This is a genomic window from Flavobacterium soyangense, assembly GCF_015277675.1.
GTDB classification, from domain to species: domain Bacteria; phylum Bacteroidota; class Bacteroidia; order Flavobacteriales; family Flavobacteriaceae; genus Flavobacterium; species Flavobacterium soyangense.
Map to the genome: position 1 here is coordinate 14,571 of NZ_JADHEC010000034.1, position 22,206 is coordinate 36,776.

The 22,206-nt window shown below is 31.4% G+C and carries 21 protein-coding genes and 2 pseudogenes; 16 read left to right on the plus strand and 7 right to left on the minus strand.

Annotated elements, in window-relative coordinates; translation table 11 throughout:
• Window positions 1-41: 41 nt before the first annotated feature.
• Window positions 42-1,046, minus strand: coding sequence for a zinc-dependent alcohol dehydrogenase family protein (locus IR213_RS13215; RefSeq protein ID WP_194312779.1), 1,005 nt, complete (start codon window positions 1,044-1,046; stop codon window positions 42-44).
• Between the two features lie 131 nt (window positions 1,047-1,177).
• Here IR213_RS13215 and IR213_RS13220 point away from each other — a divergent pair, with 131 nt between their 5' ends.
• The 4 genes from IR213_RS13220 (at window position 1,178) to IR213_RS13235 (ending at window position 4,046) form a co-directional block, all read left to right on the plus strand.
• A complete protein-coding gene (locus IR213_RS13220) occupies window positions 1,178-1,528 on the plus strand; it encodes a winged helix-turn-helix transcriptional regulator (RefSeq protein WP_194312780.1) in 351 nt (116 codons plus the stop codon).
• 408 nt (window positions 1,529-1,936) lie between these two features.
• Complete coding sequence (locus IR213_RS13225; RefSeq protein ID WP_194312781.1) at window positions 1,937-2,284, plus strand: nuclear transport factor 2 family protein; 348 nt, start codon at window positions 1,937-1,939, stop codon at window positions 2,282-2,284.
• 215 nt (window positions 2,285-2,499) lie between these two features.
• A complete protein-coding gene (locus IR213_RS13230) occupies window positions 2,500-3,384 on the plus strand; it encodes an SDR family oxidoreductase (RefSeq protein WP_194312782.1) in 885 nt (294 codons plus the stop codon).
• A gap of 80 nt (window positions 3,385-3,464) precedes the next feature.
• The gene (locus IR213_RS13235) at window positions 3,465-4,046 is read left to right on the plus strand and encodes a TetR/AcrR family transcriptional regulator (RefSeq protein ID WP_194312783.1); all 582 of its coding nucleotides are present in this window, start codon (window positions 3,465-3,467) and stop codon (window positions 4,044-4,046) included.
• Window positions 4,047-4,223: 177 nt separating this feature from the next.
• Here IR213_RS13235 and IR213_RS13240 read toward each other — a convergent pair whose 3' ends face one another.
• From IR213_RS13240 to IR213_RS13255, 4 genes are read right to left on the minus strand one after another with little or no spacing between them, the layout of a single operon-like run.
• A complete protein-coding gene (locus IR213_RS13240) occupies window positions 4,224-7,292 on the minus strand; it encodes an efflux RND transporter permease subunit (RefSeq protein ID WP_194312784.1) in 3,069 nt (1,022 codons plus the stop codon).
• 5 nt (window positions 7,293-7,297) lie between these two features.
• Window positions 7,298-8,212 (minus strand): efflux RND transporter periplasmic adaptor subunit, encoded by a 915-nt coding sequence (locus IR213_RS13245; RefSeq protein WP_194312785.1) that lies wholly within the window; start codon window positions 8,210-8,212, stop codon window positions 7,298-7,300.
• A gap of 4 nt (window positions 8,213-8,216) precedes the next feature.
• On the minus strand, window positions 8,217-9,455 hold the full coding sequence (locus IR213_RS13250; RefSeq protein WP_194312786.1) for a TolC family protein: 1,239 nt from the start codon (window positions 9,453-9,455) through the stop codon (window positions 8,217-8,219).
• A 27-nt stretch (window positions 9,456-9,482) separates the two neighbouring features.
• Complete coding sequence (locus tag IR213_RS13255; protein ID WP_194312787.1) at window positions 9,483-10,505, minus strand: YncE family protein; 1,023 nt, start codon at window positions 10,503-10,505, stop codon at window positions 9,483-9,485.
• Window positions 10,506-11,365: 860 nt separating this feature from the next.
• Here IR213_RS13255 and IR213_RS13260 point away from each other — a divergent pair.
• The 5 genes from IR213_RS13260 (at window position 11,366) to IR213_RS13280 (ending at window position 15,132) form a co-directional block, all read left to right on the plus strand.
• Window positions 11,366-11,959: a hypothetical protein gene (locus tag IR213_RS13260; protein ID WP_194312788.1), complete on the plus strand. Its 594-nt coding sequence runs from the start codon at window positions 11,366-11,368 to the stop codon at window positions 11,957-11,959.
• A gap of 76 nt (window positions 11,960-12,035) precedes the next feature.
• Window positions 12,036-12,797 (plus strand): hypothetical protein, encoded by a 762-nt coding sequence (locus IR213_RS13265; protein ID WP_228479187.1) that lies wholly within the window; start codon window positions 12,036-12,038, stop codon window positions 12,795-12,797.
• 4 nt (window positions 12,798-12,801) lie between these two features.
• On the plus strand, window positions 12,802-13,269 hold the full coding sequence (locus tag IR213_RS13270; protein WP_194312790.1) for a hypothetical protein: 468 nt from the start codon (window positions 12,802-12,804) through the stop codon (window positions 13,267-13,269).
• A 10-nt stretch (window positions 13,270-13,279) separates the two neighbouring features.
• On the plus strand, window positions 13,280-14,185 hold the full coding sequence (locus IR213_RS13275; protein WP_194312791.1) for a DUF6175 family protein: 906 nt from the start codon (window positions 13,280-13,282) through the stop codon (window positions 14,183-14,185).
• 5 nt (window positions 14,186-14,190) lie between these two features.
• The gene (locus IR213_RS13280) at window positions 14,191-15,132 is read left to right on the plus strand and encodes a hypothetical protein (protein WP_194312792.1); all 942 of its coding nucleotides are present in this window, start codon (window positions 14,191-14,193) and stop codon (window positions 15,130-15,132) included.
• 2 nt (window positions 15,133-15,134) lie between these two features.
• Here IR213_RS13280 and IR213_RS13285 read toward each other — a convergent pair whose 3' ends face one another.
• Window positions 15,135-15,437: a hypothetical protein gene (locus tag IR213_RS13285; protein WP_194312793.1), complete on the minus strand. Its 303-nt coding sequence runs from the start codon at window positions 15,435-15,437 to the stop codon at window positions 15,135-15,137.
• Between the two features lie 528 nt (window positions 15,438-15,965).
• On the opposite strand from IR213_RS13285, the gene IR213_RS13290 reads away from it, so the two are divergent.
• From IR213_RS13290 to IR213_RS13320, 7 genes and pseudogenes are all read left to right on the plus strand, one after another.
• The gene (locus IR213_RS13290; RefSeq protein WP_194312794.1) at window positions 15,966-16,694 is read left to right on the plus strand and encodes a DUF6088 family protein; all 729 of its coding nucleotides are present in this window, start codon (window positions 15,966-15,968) and stop codon (window positions 16,692-16,694) included.
• Window positions 16,691-17,668 (plus strand): nucleotidyl transferase AbiEii/AbiGii toxin family protein, encoded by a 978-nt coding sequence (locus IR213_RS13295; protein ID WP_194312795.1) that lies wholly within the window; start codon window positions 16,691-16,693, stop codon window positions 17,666-17,668. Before IR213_RS13290 ends, IR213_RS13295 begins: the two co-directional genes overlap by 4 nt.
• Before the next feature lie 35 nt (window positions 17,669-17,703).
• Window positions 17,704-18,384: an endonuclease/exonuclease/phosphatase family protein gene (locus tag IR213_RS13300; RefSeq protein WP_194312796.1), complete on the plus strand. Its 681-nt coding sequence runs from the start codon at window positions 17,704-17,706 to the stop codon at window positions 18,382-18,384.
• 563 nt (window positions 18,385-18,947) lie between these two features.
• Complete coding sequence (locus IR213_RS13305) at window positions 18,948-19,517, plus strand: Crp/Fnr family transcriptional regulator (RefSeq protein WP_194312797.1); 570 nt, start codon at window positions 18,948-18,950, stop codon at window positions 19,515-19,517.
• Between the two features lie 77 nt (window positions 19,518-19,594).
• Window positions 19,595-20,686, plus strand: coding sequence for an SMP-30/gluconolactonase/LRE family protein (locus tag IR213_RS13310; protein ID WP_194312798.1), 1,092 nt, complete (start codon window positions 19,595-19,597; stop codon window positions 20,684-20,686).
• 303 nt (window positions 20,687-20,989) lie between these two features.
• Window positions 20,990-21,310 (plus strand): annotated as a pseudogene (locus IR213_RS13315) (efflux RND transporter permease subunit); the annotation flags it as partial.
• A gap of 249 nt (window positions 21,311-21,559) precedes the next feature.
• Window positions 21,560-21,961 carry a response regulator gene (locus IR213_RS13320; RefSeq protein WP_194312799.1) on the plus strand — a complete coding sequence of 134 codons (402 nt, stop codon included), beginning with the start codon at window positions 21,560-21,562 and terminating at the stop codon, window positions 21,959-21,961.
• A 147-nt stretch (window positions 21,962-22,108) separates the two neighbouring features.
• Here the strand turns inward: IR213_RS13320 and IR213_RS13325 are convergent.
• Window positions 22,109-22,206 (minus strand): annotated as a pseudogene (locus tag IR213_RS13325) (IS982 family transposase); the annotation flags it as partial.

The following is a 22,206-nucleotide window of genomic DNA, read 5'->3' on the forward strand; positions in this document are numbered from 1 at the left end:
CAATAAAAAACGCTATCCAAGTAAAGGATAGCGTTTCGTTATTAAAAATTCAAGACTACCTTGCCGAAATGTTTTCCATTTTTAAAGTAGTCCAATGCTTCTGAAAGTTGGTTGACTTGAAAAATTTTATCTATTACTGGTTCAATATTATTTACTTCAATAGCTTTGTTCATTGCTTCATATGACGATTTGGAACCAATTTGAATCCCAACAACAGAAAGACTTTTTTGTATAATGCCTAGTACTGACAATTCAGTATTTACACCACCCAACAAACCAATAACCGCAATTTTACCGCCAATTTTCATCCCTTCAATTGTTTTACCCACTTCAGCCCATGACATTTCCAATGCTAAATCAACTCCTTCTCCGTTTGTTAACTCCAAAACTTTGTTTTGCCAATCAGCTATCTCTTTGTAGTTGATGACTTCATCAGCTCCTAACTCTTTAGCTTTTTGCAATTTTTCTTCGGAACTTGAAGTTATAATAACTTTTGCTCCGATTGCCTTTGCAAATTGTAAGGCAAAAATAGAAACACCACCAGTTCCTTGTAACAAAACCGTTTGACCAGGCTTTAATTTCCCAACATTTACAATCGCTTCCCATGCAGTTAGACCTGCTATTGGCAATGTTGATGCTTGTTCGCTATTTAGATTTTTAGGAACTTTTACTAAAGAACTTTCATGTAAGGCAACATATTCAGAAAATACACCAGGAACAGTAATTCCCAGTCGGTTTTTTAGATGAATTGATTTTAAATCGCCTGACTGCCAGTCTTGAAGAAAGTGTGTAGAAACAACATCACCAACTTGAAGTTCTGTGACGGCGCTTCCAATTTTTTCAACAATTCCAGCAGCATCTGATCCTAAAGTATGCGGAAGAGGTATTGTTCCATATGCCCCGTTTGCAATCATTAAATCTAGTTGGTTTAAGGAAACTGACTGTATCTTTACTAAAACTTCATTTTCCTGAACATGTGGTAATTCTCTTTCTTCTACTACTACGTTTTCTAATCCGTAGTTGTTTTTTATAACGATTGATTTCATTTTTTTTTATTTTTTATATATTGGTGCAAAAATAAATTATATATATCTTTGCCACAAGTATGTACTTATTTGTAACCTACATACTAAAATGATACTAATGTTGATTATCAAATAATTAAATATTAAAAAAAATGAAAAATAGAATTATATCGACTCCAATTTGTTCAGTTGATTATGCTTTTAGACGCATTGGTGGAAAATATAAAGGGCGAATTTTGTGGTATTTAAACAGTTGTACTATAATGCGCTATGGAGAGTTGCGAAAACAATTGTCGGACATAACACCAAAAATGTTAACTCAATCATTAAGAGAGTTAGAAGATGATGGTTTGATTAACAGAAAAGTTTTTCTTGAAGTCCCTCCCAAAGTAGAATATTCATTGACTGATGTTGGATCAGAGCTTATTCCTTTTATAAAACACTTAAAAGATTGGGGAGATAAACAAATGGAAAAAGAAAAATTGGCAAATATTATATGCTGAAATAAAATTCAAACGCATAATAGCAATAAAATAAAATAATCAATATTTATAAAATAATGACTAAGTTCACGAATCACATTAATCGTTGAGTAATATGATTACTGAAATACTTCTAAAAAGTTTTTTTAACTTAAAGACAATAATCAAAAAACATATTAATTTTGAATTTTTTTTGCCAAGGATTTAAATGATTAAAAAAATTTCATCTCTGATACGGAAATAAAATTAAACAAAACCATGTAATTGGGGAATAAAAAAATCAAATATTTATTAGACTAAAGCCAACTTAAATTATAAATTCAATGCAGCAAAATTTTTATACTAAAAACAGAAGACGATAATTACCCCTACTTACATAAAAGGACTTTGATAATTTGCATATAAATGATACAATTATAAATAAACATAATGACAATAGAACAAACCATAGAGAAGCAAATGCAAGCTTATGACAATAGAGATATTGATAGTATGATGAGCGTTTTTAGCGAAGATATTACAATAATTGACTTTTTAAATAATAAAATATTGATTAATGGAATCAACGAATGTCGAAAGATGTATGTTGATCTTTTTAAAAAATCACCTAATCTTCGGGCAGAAATAATAAACACTATCACTTTTGATAATAAGGTAATAGTACAGGAATATATACATGGAAGAAATGGAAGTGAGGACAAAATGGAGCAAGTAGTTATTTTCGAAGTAAATAATAAAAAAATAAACAGAATAAATATTATTAAGGAACTTGCTTAATTACCTTTTTATGTTTGTAAAATTTGGACCCATAAACTTTTTATATGATTTGCAAGGTCATATATTTAAACTCTTTTTTTAATTTTTAAAATATTTTAAAAAATAACGGACTAAATGGTTCGTTATTAATTTTTTTAAATTACATTTGCGGACTGATTAGTCCAAAATATTTTTTTGGAGACAGAAAAACAAATTATAATTTAAAAATTTAAAAAATGAGTGCAAGTAAAAAAGTAATTGTTATTACTGGAACTAGTAGTGGGTTTGGAAAGTTATCGGCTTTTCAATTGTCTTTAGACGGACATCAGATTTACGCAGGGATGAGAAATCCTTTGGGTAGCAATCTTGAAACAAAAAATGAACTTGAGCAATTTGCTAAAGACAAAAATGTTTTTATTAAGGTAATTGATTTGGATGTAACAGATGACAAATCTGTAGAAAATGCAATTGAAGCTGTTGCCAAAGAAGCTGGAACTATTGATGTATTAATCAATAATGCTGGTCAAATGTTTGTAGGAGTTACAGAAGCATTTACTATTGAAGACATCAAGAAACAAATGGATGTAAACTTCTTTGGAAGTGTAAGAACAGACCGTGCCGTTTTACCTTATATGAAGAGCCAGAAATCAGGTTTGATAATTCATGTTAGTTCGTTGTCTGGTAGAGTAGTATTTCCATTCTTTGGAGTTTATAGTGCCAGTAAGTTTGCTATGGAAGCTTATGCCGAGGCATTTCGTTATGAATTGTCTGGTTTAGGAATTGATTCTGTAATCGTTCAACCAGGACCTTTTGGTACTAGTCTTTTAGGTAAAAGTCCAGAGCCTTCTGATAAATCACGTTTGGAAGCATATGGCGCTTTAGCTGGTGTTCCAGATCTAATGAAAACTAATTTCCAAGCAATGTATGATGGTGAAAATGCACCAATTCCTCAAGATGTTGCAGATGCCATAAAAGCATTAGTTGATTCAAATGACAAACGTCCTCTTAGAACTGTTGTTATGCCAAGAGGAATGGATTTTGGTGTTGCTAAATTAAACGAAGGTGTTTCAGAAGTTCAAAATGACCTTCTAAAAATGTTGCAATTTGATTCTATGATTTAATTTTCAGAATAAAGGACTAATTAGTCTAGAATTTATTAATTTTGTAAGGGCGATAAATAGCCCTTACAATTTTTTTTAATATGGCAAGAAATAGAGAATTTAATACAGAAGAAGTTTTAGATAAAGCGGTTGAACTGTTTTGGCACAAAGGCTATAATGGTGTTTCGACCCAAGAGATGATTGATGATTTTGGCATTAGTAAATCAAGCATGTACGGTGCGTTTGGTGATAAGAAACAGTGGTTTATTGCTGCTTTGACCCGCTATCAAAAGCGTGCAATTATGGAAGTTCAAAGTAGTTTTCAAGAATATGATAATGTGAAAGACATGATTCAAAAAATACTTGAAAGTACTGCTGAAAATGCCATGTCAGATAAGAATCATAAAGGATGCTTTATCGTTAATAGTGCTATTGAATTAGCCCCTCATGATATTCAGGTTGCTACTATACTTCGCAATCACAGGGATATGCTTGAAACTATATTAGTAGAGGCTATAACAAAAGGAATTGAAAAAAAAGAATTTTCAAAAGATAAAGATCCTAAAGTATTAAGTCGATTACTGTGTTGTACAATAAGCGGTATTGAAGCTGATTCAAAGTTTATAGAACAAACATCTTATTTTGAAAGTTGTATCAAAACGATAATGAAAGTTCTTGACTAGCAATCTTTAAAAAGACATTTTTAATATCAAACTCCTGGTCGTAAAGGTAAAAGTATATATAGACCATATCTTATTAAAGGTTTTAAGCTATTTTTTTGAATGGAAAAACATGGATGTTTGGAACATAATAGGTGAAATAAGGATTTAAGTAAAATACCTAAGACCTTGATTTTGTTTTCAATTTTGATATTTCTCAAGAATATGCTTAAAATGTGTTTCATTTTTATACACTTGAGTCAACAAACTTGGTAAAACGACCAATAATAACGGCATTGCAACAATAAATCCGCCAATTACTGCAATTGCTAAAGGCTGGTGCAATTCTGAACCCGTTCCTATTCCAATTGCTAATGGTAAAAGTGCAATTATTGCCCCTAAAGCTGTCATTAATTTTGGACGCAATCGAGTTGAAATGGAATAGATTATAGATTGATTTACATTTCTTGTCAGTTTGAAAGTTTCTCGAAATTGCAAGAAGGTGAAAATAGCATTTTCAGCAATGATGCCCACAATCATAATGATTCCTGTATAGCTTCCAACGTTTAATGGTGTTCCTGTTATATAAAGTAAAATATAACTTCCTGCAATACCTAAAACTGAAATCAAAAGGATAACCAATGCAATTCTGAAATCCCGAAAAAGAAATAAAATTACTCCAAAAACTAATAAAGATGAAGTTATTAAAATCAGTAATAATTCTCTAAAAGATTGTTGTTGGTCTTTGTAAGCACCGGCATATTCAATGTAATAACCAGTGGGCAAATGAACTTCCTGTGAAACTCTATCCTGAATTTCTTGCATCACACTCCCCAAATCCCGATTGTCCAATCGTCCGGTTACCACACTCATCATTTGGAGATTTTCACGTTCAATTTCGGCAACTCCTTTTTGGACAGAAATTGTAACCAAATTCGAAATAGGAATAGATTGTCCGCTGGGCAAGAATATTTTGAGTTGTCTAATGTCTTCCAAACTTCGTTTCTGTCCATTAGCATAAATTAATCGTATTGGTATTTGTTTTTCGTTTTCTAACAAACTGCCTACAACATTTCCTTCTAATGCGGTTTGCATCTGAAATTGTAAATCAGTAGGAGTAATTCCATACTGTGCTAATTGTGTATAATTAGGTTGGATATTTATGGCTGGACCAGCTAGAACAGTACCATCAAAAACATCGGCAGTTCCTTTGACTTTTTCGGCAATTGTAGCAACTTGTCGGGCTATTTTTTGTAATTCTACTTGATTGTTTCCAAAAACTTTGACCTCAATTGGTGAAACAGAACTCATTAAATCGCCCAACATATCACCAATAACTTGACCGAAATCGATTCGCAAAGCGGGTTGTGTGGCTTCCACTTTGGCACGAATTTCATCTATGACATCATTGCTGGTTTTGCTTCTTTTTTTCTTTAATTGAATTAAATAATCACCCCGATTGGGCTCCGTAATAAAAAATCCCATTTGTGTTCCAGTTCTTCTACTATAAGCTTCTACTCCGGGAATTTTGATAATGATTTTTTCCACTTCATTCAACATTCTGTCGGTTTCTTCAAGTGAAGTTCCTGGAGGACTTTCGTAATCCAAAATAATACTTCCTTCGTCCATTTCTGGTAAAAAACCCGTTTCTAATTTGGGTAAAACAATAAAAATAGAGAGCGCTAAAAATGCACAAAATAAAATGCTAATAATGGGTTTTCCAATAAAATAAGCCACCCAGTTTTGAGTTTTTACCTCATGTATTTCGGCTTTTATTTGATTTTTAGAACTTACTTTTTCTTTTTTAGAAAGCAATAAATAAACCACTGGGAGCAACAACCAAGTAACAAAAAAAGAACAAACCAAAGTAATAATCATCGTGTCGGTGAGTACTTTGAAATAAGAACCTGCAACACCACTCATTAAAACAAAAGGAATAAAAATTACAATGGTACTAATTGATGAACCCAACATTGCGGGAAATAGATAGTGAATTGCTTTTTGTAAAAGCGAAATTGTTGGCTCGTCAGGATGCTCTTCGTGGGTTCGATGAATTTGCTCCACAACTACAATGGCATCGTCGATAATTAATCCCAAAGCTGCCGCTAAAGCACCCAAAGTCATAACATTGAATGTTTCACCCATGAGATATAAAACAATAAGAGTTAATCCTAAGGTTACCGGAATAGTTATCAAAATGGTAGCACTGGCTTTGGCAGACTTCAAAAACAGAACCGCAACAATTATAGCTAATAATAATCCTATTAACAAGCTGTCAGTTACACTGCTTACGGCATCATTTACAAAAGTGGCTTGTTGATAATAGGGTGTGATATGAATATCTTTTGGAAGTATTTTTGTTAAATCTTCTAATTTTGAGCTCATTGCATCTGTAAGCGAAATCAAATTAGAATTGGGTTGTTTTATTACGGCAACCAATATGCTTTCCTTTCCATTGGCATTGACTTTTATATACTCTTTGGCTTCCTTAATTTCAACAGCAGCAATATCTTTTAGGGTAATAATTCCTTTTCCGTTGTTTCTTAAAACGAGATTTTCGAGTTCTTCTTTTTTATCAACTTGCGCATCGGTAATGGTTAAATACATATAACGATAATCCGACAAATACCCATTAGATTTTATGAAATTAGTTTCGTTCATCACTTGCGTAATCGAATTTGGTGTAATACCAAAAGCCCGCATTTTATCAGAATCTAATGATAACCAATATTCTTTTTCTTTTCCGCCAATAATCCGAATTTCGGAAACACCATCAATTTGTGAAAGGAAAGGCTTGATTGTATAATTGGCAATTTTTTTTAATTCAATTGCTGATTTTCCTTTGCCTTCAATCGCATAACCTATTACAGGAAGAATGGAAGGGTTCATTTTCTCGACTGTAATTTGTGTATCGGGTGGCAAATCATTTTTAATTTGGTTAATTTGGGCTTCTATTCTGGTTTTGCTCAAATCAATATCCGATTTCCAATCCATAAAAGCCGATATTTCGCAACTCCCACGGCTGGTCGTACTGCGAACGGTTTTTAAATCTTGTACTTTTTTAATGGCATTTTCTAGTGGTTTAGTAACCGTTATCATCATTTTGTCGATGGGTTGTTGTCCTGCATCGGCAATGATTTTAATTTTTGGAAAGGTAATTTCAGGAAACAAACTCGTTTGCATTTTTGAATAGGCAAAAAATCCACCCAAAATAATTAGGAAGATAATGGCGCTTAAGCCGTTTTTATGTTTCGCAAAATAGTTATTCATTAAAATTAGTTTTTAATTACTTTTACCTTAATCGTATCTGAAACCCCATAATTTCCTGTAAGTAAGATTTTATCTTCAGCGATTAAAATTGGTGAAATGATTTCTATTCTATCATCCGTTTCAACTCCTTTTTCTATTGGAATTTTAATTGCTGTATTTGAATTTATCATTTTCATAATCCAAAAGTTAGTTTCAGTTTCATCGCTTAAAACCGCCGATTTTGGCAACGAAATGGTTTTGGAATTTGAGGTTTTGTTAATCCGAACTTTTACAATTAAATTCTCTGGAATATCTTGTTTCCCATTTATTTTTAAGACGACATTTTGTGTTTGCGAAGTGGCATCAACAGTTGGCAAAAAATTTTGAACCGTTGCTGATCTCTTAGTGGCATCTGGCAAAGACACATTCAATTGTTGTCCAAGTTTAATGTATTTTTTCAATTCATAAGGTAAGCTCATAACAATTGCAAAACTTTTGGCATCATTAATAGTAACCAATGGATCGCCATCCTGAACATAATCGCCTTGTTGCACATTAACCATTGTTACAATTCCATTTGTATTAGAAAGCACCTTAATTGCTCTGCCAAAATTCAACGTTGGATCTATTTTATTTATGGTATTTCCTAAAATTTTTGCTTCACGGGTTTTGATTGAAAACAATTCCTTTCCGTTAGTTACAAAATCATTATTAGCGACATTTACCGAATTCAAATAACCAGTTGCATTGGCTTTGATGCTATTTTTGACCAAATAGGTTGCCGTTGCATTGAGGTCGATATAACTTTCCATTTCTGAACTGTCAATAGTGGTTATAGTTACAGGAATACTAGCGTCAATAGGTTTTTCGGTTGCTGTTTTGTCTTTGCAAGAAAGAAAAAAGGAAGCAAAAAATATAAAAAATAAAATAATTTTTTTCATATAATTAGTCGTTAAAACTCCAATAATTGATTTCGTTAATGATTTGAAGTTTGTTGATTTTATTTTGGGAAATCGTATTGTTAATCATTATTACATTTCCGACAGCAATAACAAAATCAGTGATTTGAGCATCGCCGGACAACAATAATTTTTTATCCGCTTCAATGAGTGCATCAGCAATCTGAAGCTGCGACTGTAGTTGGTTTTCGGTTGCTATTGCTTGTCTCAGTTCCTGGTTAAGCATCAATAATTGTTGTTGGTATTGCTTGTTGAAATTGTTTTTATAAGCTATATTAGTTGCTAGCGCAGTTTCATTTTTTTGATGTTGCAGTGTTTTTTGATTACCATCATAAATAGGAATGGACAACCCAAAACCAACGCTAAGGCCTAGATTTTTATAGCCTTGGTAAGTGAAACTCGATAAATATCCGGCGTCTGCAAGCAAGGATAAAGAAGGTTTGTAATTGTTGTCGATTAACTTATTTTGGTTTTTTATTTTCAAACTATCCACTTCAAATTGTTTTAGAAAAACAATTTTTTCCTCATTTTCAATGCTTTTCAAAACAATCTCCGGCTTTTTTAATTTAACAAATGACGTATCCGTTTCTCCGGATAAATAATTGAGTAAACTTAAATCATTTTGATATTGTTGTTGGAGTAGCAAAACTTGCAATTCCTGTTGTTTTACCGTCGAAAGAAAAAGCAAATAATCGGTTTGTTTGTAAATGGAATTTTGGGTTAATTTTTTCAATACATCAGTGCCGTTTTTTAAAAGGCTTATCATTTTTTGATTGTAATCCATTTGATCTAAACTTCCTGATGTAGTTATGTATTGAGAAATTATCGCTTTATTCAAATCTTTTAAGGCAATACTTTTATTCAAAAGCAAACCGTCTTTCATCAATTTGAACGTTTCAGCTTGCGAATTGACGATGCCTTTTCCAATGATTTTTTGATTAACTCCAATCAAACCCGATACTAATTGTCCATTGGTGACAGCGGTATCATATCCATATCCATTTAAAGTTGGAGCATAATTGGCATTAAGATTTACTGATATTAGGGGTTTATAATTGGCTCGATTTATCAAACTATCCAAGGCATTGGATTTAATTTGATTGGACAAATCTTTCAGCAAAGGCGAATTTGTTTGTGCTTTTTCGATATAAAAGCGTAAGTCCTTTTCTTGCGAAAAAGACTTAATACTAAGTAAAAACAGAATGAAAAAATAGAATGATTTCATTGGATAAATTTATACAATAAAAATTGACTATTTGCTATTATTTTCAACAACCAAAACCACAAAAGAATTTGGGATTAAACTGGCTCTAGGTTTTGGGTTTTCAGTTGTTGGTTCTGGTTTTTCACCAAATTCAGCTGTTGATAAATACAACTGATTGGTGGTTTTATTCAGTGCTATTGTTCGTGCCCCTTTTTGAGTTTTTACAGTTTCAAAAACAGAAAAAGTATTGGCATTTTCTTCTTTTACAACTGTAATGGTTCCCTCTCCATTGGAACTAAAAATAAGTTTCTTTTTGGCGTCAAAAGCTACACCATCACAACCATCGCCAATAGGTAAAGTTTTAATGATTTTTCCATTCGTAGCATCAACAATTACCATTAAATTATTACCGCAAACAGAAAATAATCTATTGGTTTCCAGATCAATTGCCAATCCAGAGGGTTCGTTGCCAGGTGCAATACTCCAAGTTGCTACGACTTCTAATTTGGTTGCATCTATGGTTTTAATTTCATTTTTATCTTCAATATTTACATAAATCAAGCCATTGGTATTAGTCACTGAGAATTCTGGCTTTCCTCCAAGCGGAATTGTTTTTACCACTTTATTAGTAATGGCATCAAGAACAGTGGCGTCATTAGATTTGGCATTATAAGTAAAAACTTTTTTAGAGAATGGGTCATACAAAACTGCATCCGGTTTTTGACCTTCGATGGTTACTTTATCGATAAATTCAAAAGTTTTCAGGTTGATAATGGTAACTGCATTATCTTTTCCATCGGTAATAAAGGCTTTGTTTAGGTCGTTTGCAATGGCAATTCCGTGAACGCCTTTGGTATCAGGAATCGTTGCGATGGTTTTATCCGATTTCAAATCGATTACGTTTACAACATTTCCGTGAGAAACAAATAAATGATGGTTTACTTCATCTACAGCTAAATAGTCCCAGCCCTCATCTCCAGCAACATTTATTTTTTTAGAAACTTTGTAGTTTTGACTAATACAATTTGTAAAACAAAAACCTACAAGAATTATCGAAAATATTTTTTTCATTTAATTATTTTTTAAAGTGTAAATATCAGAATTAGTATTTGATTTTTTCTTCAATTTCCTCTTTTTATTCCTTTTGACAATCAGATTGAATTGTTTTCATTTTCTTATTAATCAGCTAATTCAGTTTTAAGATTGATACAAAATGAGTTGATTAATTTAGTATAATAGTGCCCGAATATATCTTTTAAAAACAGTATTTTGATTAATTCTGTTGATTGTCTGTAGCATTATATTGAAGTTGAGTCAATTAAATAGACCTTAAAATTTTATTTCTATTCAAAAAAAAACTAAACAGTGATTGTTTAGAGCTTTTAGTAGCGTGACCGAGATTTGAACTCGGGATCTAGGGTTATGAATTTGATAAATTATTAAAAAAACAATCCAAATAAACCCTTATATTATTTGATTTTATTCCAAATCGTGTACTGAATCGTGTACTGTTAATATTAATTATTTTGTCTAAATTAATGAAAATTAATTAATGTTAATAATCAAATTTTGATAATTTGTTTTTTGGATGAAAGTATTGATTGAAAAGTAATTTTTTATGGTTTACTGAATTGATTTTTTAGTTGTAAAATCAAATTGTAAAACATTATTTTAATTTTTTCCACTTCATTTTTCCACTAGTTAATTTTCTACCTCCCGTAGACACTAGAGTTTACTTAAATATTAATTCTCAATTTCTTTTTTTTTTTTACCTCTTTACGGTTTCCCGTAAGGTTTCTATTTTTTATGGCATTACGTTTGGAAAATTAAGTTACTTAAATCAGAATAAAAATTGTGGAGTCCAGATACCACTTAAAATAAACGGGGAGTTACTGAAAATCCAAAAGAGTAGGGGAACAAAAAAAATAAAAATGATGTTTACAAAAATGATTTACAAAACTGCTGTTTGTCTAGGTTTAATTTTAGTAATGCAACAAAATTGTTTTGCCCAGACAAAAACAAAAGATGAATTAAAGGCTGAAAGAGAAGAGTTAAAGACTGAAATGAAATCAAAAGACGCTGAAGAACGTAAAGTTAAATTTGAAAAATTATCAGAACCTAAAACTTCTGGAATTTCAAGCGTTGATGAACTTGCATCAAATTCCACAAAAATGTTAGTTTCAACAAAAGAAATTAATGTATTAGTCCCTGAAATGTATAAAAGGACTATTGGAGAATCTGTCGACGGTGTGGCAGATGTAACTGTAAAAAAACCAACTTTAGATGAACTTGGTGCCTTGGGGATGAATATTGCTACACAAGTCAAAACGGTTGCAGATATGTCTGCAACTATTGCTTCGGCAGCAAATGATTTGAAGAGTGCTAGTATGATGCAAATACCTAAAGCCACAAAATCATTAAACTTTTCAAAGGATGTACTTGCATTAGTATTGCCTGAGTTAAATTTAAATTTAAAGGTTCTTTATAATTTGATTGCAACTTTAAAATCCTCAGGTAATTATTAATTGATATATGAGAAATCTAAATATTCTTTTATTTTTTTGTTTTGTGAATAGCCTACTAGGCTATTCACAAACAGAAATGAAACCAGTTTTGGGTGTTGCAAAATTTACTTGTGAAGTAGATTCAAAATATTCAGGTGCTGTAGCTGAAAAAGTAGTTCAAATTGTTACAAACTCTAGACGGTTTACTGTTGTTGATAGAACAAGTTATGATAAAGTACAACAGGAACTTGAATTACAAAAATCAGAAGCTTTTCTTGACAGTAAAAACACAGTTAAACAAGATGTTACTTTAGCTGCTGAAAATTTGATAGTTGGGAACATATTAAAAATGAGCATTTATGCAATGAAAAATTCTGATGGCAGTATAAATGGTTATAAATCAAGTGTTGCCTTCACATTAAAAGTCATTGAAGTAGAAACAAATAAAACAACTGAAGCAGAAAGTTTTCAAACCGAAGTTAGTCCATTAATGTTGTCTCCTGAAAGTGCCGTAAATGAAGCATTAAAATCTGTTGAGCCAAAACTATCAGCTTATTTTATTAAAACCTTTCCATTAATTACAAAAATTTGCAAAATAATTACTTCAAAAAAAGAATCTGCATCAACAGTTTTGATTGTCGGTGGCAAAGAATTTGGTTTTAAAGAAGGGGATAAATTAATTGTTGAAAAAAATGAAATGATTGAGGGTAAACCCTATCCAACACAAATTGGAGAAATAAAAATAGTAAAAATTGCAGGCAATGATTTTTCGGAATGTTCAGTTTCAGAAGGTGGTAATGAGATTTTATCACGATTCAATGCTGCTGAAAAATTAACTTGTAAGCTAATAGTAAAATAAGACTATGATTCTACTTAAAAAAATAAGCGTTTTTGCTGTTTTAGTTATGATATTAACTACTGGTTGCAGCAAAAAAACACTTGCATCTGCTGAAGTAAATTATGTTTCAGGAAATGAAGGAACTATTGTAATGAGATCAATTGGCGTGGGTACTAATCAACAAGAAGCAATTGCTGATGCTGAAAAAAAATCAATAAATGTTATTCTTTTTAGGGGACTACCTGAGTCTTCACAAAAAATCGCATTAATTGGCACTAATGAGTCAGAAGAAATGGATAAGCATAAAGACTATTTTGATAAATTTTACAATAAAATTAGATACAGAACTTTTATAATGTCCAGTATTCCAGTAAGTGATTTTAAAAGACAAAATGGAGGTTCAAAAAGTTTAGCTGTAGATGTTAAAGTCAATTTGGTTGCTTTGTGTAAAGACCTTGAACAAAACAACATTATCCGAAAATTTGGTTACTAAAATTTAATTTATGAAATATAAATATATAAGTCACATTGTATTATTTGTAATGTTGTGTATTACAAATTCTGTGTATAGTCAAAATTCTACAACAAATAATGGAGGGCAAGTTGTAACTGTTCAACCCAAGATAATGGTTGTCCCTTATACAAAAGAAGGAGAAGATTTACGAACTGTTTTAGAAAATGACCCAAATAAAAGAATTGCAATTACAAAAATAAAGGAAGGCTTTGATAGTAGAGGTTTTACGACTGTAGATTTTATTGCAAAATTAAAAGCAGCTAAAGACAATAATGTTTTTACTTCGGATAACCAAACAGATATAAAATCACAAATCATTCAAATGTCTGGTGCTGATGTTTATGTTCAAGCAGAAGTTATTATTGATAATGGAAGTTCTGGAAATTCTGTAAAATTAATTTTGACAGGTTATGAAGCATCAACAGGAAATTCACTATCAAACAAAGTTGGAGAAAGCGGAAGATTTTATACTGAAGATTATAACAAACTGGCATCAAAAGCAGTTGAAAGTTGTATTGAGGATTTTCTGAATGTAATGCAAACTAAATTTACTGACATAGTAAATAATGGTAAATCTGTAATTGTTGATATTAGTTTTGATGCAGGTTCACAATATAAAATGTCATCAGAAATAGGTTCAGATGGCTTGCCTCTTTCAGACCAAATCGAAGCGTGGATGGAAAAGAATGCTTTTAAAAATAATTATCATATTCAAGGAACAACAGACTTAAAAATGATACTTGATGATGTAAAAATTCCATTAAAAGATCAAGCTACTGGCAATAATTATAGCCCTAATAAATTTGCATTAGAAATATTCAAATTTTTTAAAGGATTGGGACTTCAACCTGCAAAAGATGTTAAAAGCAGTACCATTTACATAACAATTAAATAGACAAAATGAAAAACATTTATTTCATAATCATTGCTTCTTTTTTTTTTCTGGGATCCAAAGCACAAGAAACTAACGAAATCGGAAAAATTTCTCTTTCGGTAGTTATGCCTAAAAATATGGAGAATTTAGACGATTCTCAACTTTCAAAATTGGACACTAAAATTTCTCAAATTGTAACCATTTCGGGATTGTCGGATTCAGGTTACAATAACAATTTTGTGATTTATCCAAAATTTGCTGTTAATGAAACAAACGTAGTTGAAGGCGGAATGCAAAATATAACTATTGTAAGTGTCGAATTAAGTTTGTTTGTAAAACAAGTTGATAATAATATATTATTCTCAACAATCAGTAAAACAATAAAAGGAAGTGGAAGTAATAAAGAATTGGCAATCACAAACGCAATTACAAAAATTGCTGCAAATGATATTGATTTTAAAACTTTTATAGAAAAAAGCAAAACAAAAATTATCCAATATTACGAAACAAGATGTTCAGATATTATTAAGAAGTCTGATGGTTTTGTAAAAACACAACAATTTGAAGAGGCTTTAGGGCTACTTATGTCAGTTCCAGATGCTGTGAGTTGTTATGGTCAAGTCCAAGTAAAAGCAATCGAAGCCTACAAAGGTTTTCAAAAAAAGAATTGTACTAAACAAATGCAATTGGCGAAAAATGCAATCGCTACAAATAACTATGAAGGAACATTAAATATATTATCTGAAATCGATCCAGCTTCACCTTGTTTTAAGGAATCACAAAATATTGCAAAAAACATAGAAGTAAAAGTAACTGCCGAGGAAAAAAAACAATGGGATTTTCAGATGAAACAATATGATGATGCCGTAAGTCTAGACAGACAAAGAGTAGATGCAATCAAAGAAATTGCAGTTTCATATTATAAAAGTCAAACCACTGATGTAAATTATACTTTAATTGTAAAATAGGTTTATTTGTTGGTCAGTTCAGCATTGTCTTGATAAGGATTATAACCCCTTTTTAATAGAATTGATAGGTTTTGTTGAATAGATCTTAAATACTTAAACCGTTCATTTGCAGTTTTTATTTTATTAGCCTCTAACTTGATATTTGATTCGCGTTTTAACTTTTCAGTTTGAGGATCTCGGAATGAAAAATACACATACCAATCTTTTGAAATCGCTTCTTGTTGTGCTTGTTTTGAGAGCTTGTTCCACTGGGAAAATTCTACACTTCCAGTAAGTATTTTAGGTTCAGAATAGTTGGTTTTCATTGGCAAATCGTGTACTGTCCGTAAAAGTAAGAAAAGTGTAGACATAAAAAAACGGGTTCGTGAACACGAACCCGTAACTTCATTGAATTTAACCTCGTAGCGAGACCGAGATTTGAACTCGGGACCTCAGGGTTATGAATTTGATAAATTATTAAAAAAATAATCCAAATAAACCCTTATATTATTTGATTTTATTCCAAATCGTGTACTGAATCGTGTACTGTTAATATTAATTATTTTGGCTAAATTAATGAAAATTAATTAATGTTAATTCACTTATTTTGATAATTATTTTTTTGGTTAAATTTTCGATTGAAAAGTAATTTTTTATGGTTTACTGAATTGATTTTTTAGTCGTAAAATCAAATTGTAAAACATTAACTTGTGATTATAAAACGAAATATTGGCTCTTTACTTTATGAAAGAATTGAATTATGATTGTTATCGGTTAAAGTCAAATATTTTTTAAAATGTCAAGTTTTCCGCTCAAAAAACTTGACATTTTAAAAATAAAATTATCTTTGTGAAATGAAATTGGCAGAACAAATACGTATTCAAATAAAAAAATTACCTGAAGGGAAAACCTTTGGGTATGCTGATTTGGGTATTGCCAAAGAAGATTATCAAACGGCGGCCAAAGTATTAGAGCGTTTACAAGCCAAAGATGTAATTAAAAAAATATCTAAAGGCATATTTTACATACCACAACAAACGGTTTTTGGAGAATTAAAACCAGATTATAACGAACAGTTACGACCCTATTTATTTGAAAAAGGGAAACGTATTGCTTACATAACAGGAGCGTATTTGTACAATCAATTAAACCTGACTACACAAATGGCATTTAGGATTAAAATAGCCAGTCGTGGCAAACGTATTTTTATTAATAGAGGAGCGGTAAAAGCCGATGCAGTAAAAAGCTATGCCGAAGTAACAGATAGTAATTATGAATTATTAGGTTTTTTGGATACGTTTAAAGACATCAGAAAAATATCCGATAGCAATACCGCCAATTCAGTAAAACTATTGAGTGGACGTATTGAGCAGTTATCCGAAGCACGAAGGGAAGAAATGATAAAATATGCTTTGCTCTATCCGCCAAGAGTAAGGGCGTTGTTAGGTGCTGTTTTAGAGAATCAAAAGACATCTTCAAAGGGTGTCAAAAAACTAAAAAAAAGTCTTAATCCACTTACAACTATCAAAGTAGGATTGAAAAAAAGTGATTTGCCAACCATTAACAATTGGAATATAAAATGAAGTTGCATCTAAATAAAAACCTTTTTCAGGATGCGGTAAGAATCACTGCACAGCAAATGAATATTCAGCCTGAGTTTGTTGAAAAAGACTATTGGGTTACTTATGCTTTGCATACTATTTTTAATAATGAAATTGGAAATGATACCGTATTCAAAGGAGGGACAGCACTTTCAAAATGCTATAAAATGATAGACCGCTTTTCTGAAGATATAGATTTGGTAGTATTGAGAAGGGAAGGCGAAACGGATAATAAACTCAAAGCAAAATTAAAAACCATTGGAAATGTGGTAGCTGAAGTATTAGCCGAAGTAGAAATTGCAACCATAACTCACAAGGTAGGAATGATTCGCAAAACTGCACATACTTACAATAAAGAGTTTGAAGGTAATTATGGGCAAGTACGGGATGTTATTGTTTTAGAATCTACTTGGTTGGGGTATTACGAGCCTTATACCAATAGAATGTTGCATTCATTTATTGGAGAAATGATGATTAATAACGGTCAATCTGATATTGCGGAAGCCAATGGATTACTGCCGTTTGAAGTAAGAGTATTAGAACCTACAAGAACATTGTGTGAAAAAATTATGAGCTTGGTTCGGTTTTCATATGGAGAAAATCCAATGGATGATTTAAAGAATAAAATCAGACATACTTACGATTTACATCAACTATTACAACAAAAAGAATTTTCAGATTTCTTTAAATCTCCTGCTTTTGACGAGATGTTAGTAAGAGTGGCAACAGACGATGTAACGAGTTTTAGAAACAATAACAAATGGTTAGCCAATCATCCAAATGATGCTCTTATTTTTAGAGATTTAGATCTCATTTGGGAGAGGCTGAAAGATACTTATAACGGTGATTTTAGAAACTTGGTTTATGGAGACTTACCAAAAGAGGAAGCTGTTCTCGCTACTTTGAAAATAATAAGGGAGCGGTTGATAATCATAACTTGGAATATTAAAGTCTAAAAAAGTTAGAGGTACTACAGGAAAAACAACCCTAAATGAAAATAATAAATTTCAACATTGAAAGATTATTGATTTTATCAAAATTAAAATCTATAATCGAATTGATAAAAAGCTATGATGCTGATATTATTGTATTAACTGAAACTAACTCAACGTTAATTGATCTAGGTGAAAATTATTTTGCGCAACATTCAAAACCTTTGTCAAAGAATCAGGACAATGTTAATTTTTATAGAGAAGGGGAAAACAGGGTTAGTATTTACTCAAAGTTTCCAATAAAAAAAAGGATCCAAACCACTGATGAATTTACAAGTTTGGCTGTAGAATTAGAAACTACTTTGGGAAAATTAGTAGTTTATGGAACTATTGTTGGAATTTTTGGTTACAGTAGGGATAAAGACCGTTTCGTGAAAGATTTTAATGAGCAAGAATCAGATTTTAATAAAATTTTTGCAAATGAGAATGTTTGTTTGGTAGGGGATTTGAACATATCGCTTTCTGGCTGGATATATCCTAGTAAGGAATACCGTGAAAATTTAAATAATATAATTAATCAGTTTGATTTGGATAGTTCAACGGCTAGTATCAAAGATAATATTGACCATATTTTAATTTCAAAAAAGTTTATTAAAAATAGAGAAATTCAAATTGAACCGTTCAATGTTGATAAAAAATTAAGCGATCATATCGGAATATGTCTGACATTAATTAAATGATAAATTAGATTATTTAAAGGACTATTCTGCTTGGAATGAACTTGCTGAATATCGAAATTGTTTAAATTTTGAAAATGTTAAAGGAGGTTTTTCAAAACCTTTTTATGAAGAAACATTAAATGCAATTTTAGAATATGTTGAAGCAATTAAAACATCCCCTCTGATGCTCGTCTTTGACGAGTACCTACTTAAATTAAAATTCAATTCGAAGCGTTTGCAATGCGATCCCCCCCCCTCAATCGTTAGAGAAAAATGAAATACTCTACAAAAAATAAAACTCCATTAATAAAACAGCATTCAGTCTGACCAGAATACAAGAAATAATAAACTTCAGACTAAACAGAAAAACTCTCCCGATCTTTCACTACAAAAATTAAGAAAATTATCTCTATCCAATTATAATAGTATAATAAAAGTTGTATATATTTGAAAACTAATAAAACTTAAGTGCTAAATACAACATCAATGGCAACAATATGCCCCTTAGCCAAATACCATAGCGATTATACCATTTTACTTTCATTGCAGTTTGAAACACCCTGAAATTTGTAAAAATAGTACTAATGGAAGACCTTTATAAATACTTAAATCATATTACGCCCATTTCAGATAAAACTTGGGCATTGATAAAAGGCATTTTTGTTCAAAAAGACTTAAAAAAAGGCGACTATTTTTGCAATGTCGATAGAGTAGCCACCAAAATAGCATTTTTGCAAGAAGGAATTGCCCGTTCCTTTTACACCAATAAAGAAGGGCAAGAATTTAACAAAAACTTTTTCGTGGCTCCCGCTTTTATTGGAGCTTACTCTTCCCTTATTACTGAAACACCTAATAAATTGGCTCAACAAGTTTTGACAAATTGTACAATTTGGGAAACAGATTATGCAACTATCAGGCAACTGTATGACATTTGTCCCGACCTTGAAAGATTGGGAAGAATTACGGCTGAACATTATTTTGTAGAAAAAGAAATAAGAGAAGTCAATTTGCTTATGCTTGAAGCAAAAGAATATTACAAAATATTTCAACAGCAATATCCAACCCTCGAACAACAAATTCCGCAATACCATATTGCCTCGTTTTTAGGAATTACACCGACACAGTTGTCGCGTATCAGGGCAGAAAACCCTTGATATTAATTCCTTTACATATGTAAAGAGATTTGAAAAAAAACTCACATAGTTTTGCTAAATAATTTAACAAAACAAAAATGAGAAAAATCAAATCAATTATTTTAGTAATTAGTGGCGCCATTTTAATTCTATCCCATCAGTCCTGCGCCCTCAAGCCTTTGGCTTGGAATCCTCCAATCAATCCTTTATTTGAAGGAATAACCAAACTCAACAACGAATTAACAACCGTTGAGAAAATAGATTTGGGAGGTTGGGTTGGTGCGGAAGACATAGTTTTTGACAGTATTGGCAATCTTTATTGTGGAGTTCATAAGGCTGAAAATGATTTTTCTGACGGTAAAATATTAAAAATTAATCCGGACGGAAAAGTTGAAATTTTTTATGATGCTGGTTCTTGGGTGGCTGGTCTGCATTTTGACAAGCAAAATAACTTAATTGCTTTAAGCCATAAACTAGGACTGATTAGTATTAGTCCGCTTAAAAAAGTTGTCGTATTGGCGAATAAAGATGATAGAGACAGACGTTTCTTAATCCCAAATGGTCTGGATATTGACAGTAAGCAAAATATGTATTTCACAAATACCTCTTCTGAAAGCCCTTACACGATAAAATATGGTAGAAAACTTATTCTAGAAATGAGACCTAATGGAGGATTATACCAATACAACCCATCAACCAAAGTAATAACAACGCTTATTGACGGTACTTATTTTGGTAATGGCGTAGTAATTTCAAAAGACGAGACCTTTTTATTGATGGTAGAAACCACCAAATATCAAATCCTGAAATATTGGCTTAAAGGCTCGAATGCAGGCAAAACAGAAATATTTATGGACAATTTACCTGGATTTCCAAATGGTATTTCTATTCGTGAAGACGGCACGTTTTGGCTTGGTTTTACAACAAAACGAAATGATGCACTTGACAAAATACACCCTAAAAAAGGAATGAAAAAATTTGTTTATGGATTGCCAAATTGGTTACAACCCAAGCAAGATAAGTTTGGAATGGTCATGCATCTTTCTGAAAATGGAAAAATATTGAATTCTTTTTTCGACCCCACAGGAATCAAGATGTCCGAAGCGGGATCTGTAAAGGAACAAAATGGTTATTTGTATATGGGAGGTGATAATTTGCCATATATTGGAAAATATAAATTGGAACCATAGTGAATATCTAATGAAAAAAATCAAACACTTGAAGCCTTCAATAAAATATATGTAGCATCACTTTCATGCCCTATGATTCCAATAAGCCAACTAGCAAGTCTAAACTTTGAAACCTCGGTTTCCAACAATTAAACGCTATTACTAGAGAAGTTAGATAACCATTACCAGTTCTGTAGATATGGGATTCAACATAGAAGCTATTACAACAAAAGTTGTTGAATTGCTTGAGAAACTCCCTATGCCAATGGCTTTAGTTACACGGTTGCTGGGGAAGCGGAAAGTAAAGAACATAGTTTAGGTGGTCTCGGCAAGATAATTCTAATTACCATATTTGGATTTCTGGCTATTTTATTATTGGAATTCAAAACTTTCAAAAGTACTTTGATAGTCCTTTCCGTTATCCCACTTGGTATTATTGGGGCGGTAATAGCATTATTGATTTCCGGTAACACACTTTCCTTTATTTCTGTAATTGGCATTATAGCTTTGACTGGAATTGAAGTGAAAAATTCTATTCTGCTGGTGGATTATAAAAATCATCTCCGTCGTGAAGGCAAAACGATAGATGAGGCAATACATAAGGCTGGCGAAACCCGCTTTTTGCCAATTGTATTAACCACATGACTGCAATTGGAGGGTTAATCCCATTAATGCTGTAACATTCTCCGTTATATTCTCCACTTACATGGGTAATTGTAGGCGGACTAATAAGTTCACTGATTCTATCAAGGGTTGTAACCCCAGTTTTATACAAACTACTGGATCCAAAAATTTAAATCAAAATTAAATACTCTACTCTACCATTAAATAGTCATTATATAATACCTACTTAATGGTAAAGTGGATAGTTCAAAACCAGACATAAACAAATTAATGAAGAAAAATAGTAAAGTATTTATTGTTGAGGATGATAAAATAGCATCTTCAATAATTAATAACATATTGAAATCAAATAATAGTATAAATAAGTTTGAATTTTTTACAAACGGATTACTTGCTCTTGAAAAACTAAAAACACTTTATGCTATAAATGAAAAACTTCCCGATTTTATTATATTAGATTTCAATATGCCTATCATGAATGGTTTTGAATTCCTTGAAAATATAAAACATTTAGAAGATATCAATCAAATTCCTATATTTATGAACTCTGCTTCGAATGAACTTGCTGAATATCGTAATTGCTTAAATTATGAAAATGTTAAAGGGAGTTTTTCAAAGCCTTTTTCTGAAGAAACATTAAATGCAATTTTAGAATATGTAGAAAGCAATTAAACCTTATACTTGTAATAAAATTAGTAAATAGTGTCTAAAAACTAAAAATCGCTGGTCATTTTACGATATCGGTAGCGACATATATGTAACAAGCAAGCCAAGTGAAACCAGATAAAAATTAATAGATAAATAACCCGTTGGGTGTAATTAAACTATTTGTGTTTTAATATTGTTTATTGGTCTTTCAAAAATAAATCTATTGATGAATTGAACCAAAGTTAAAGCTGTTATTTTAGCTAAAATTC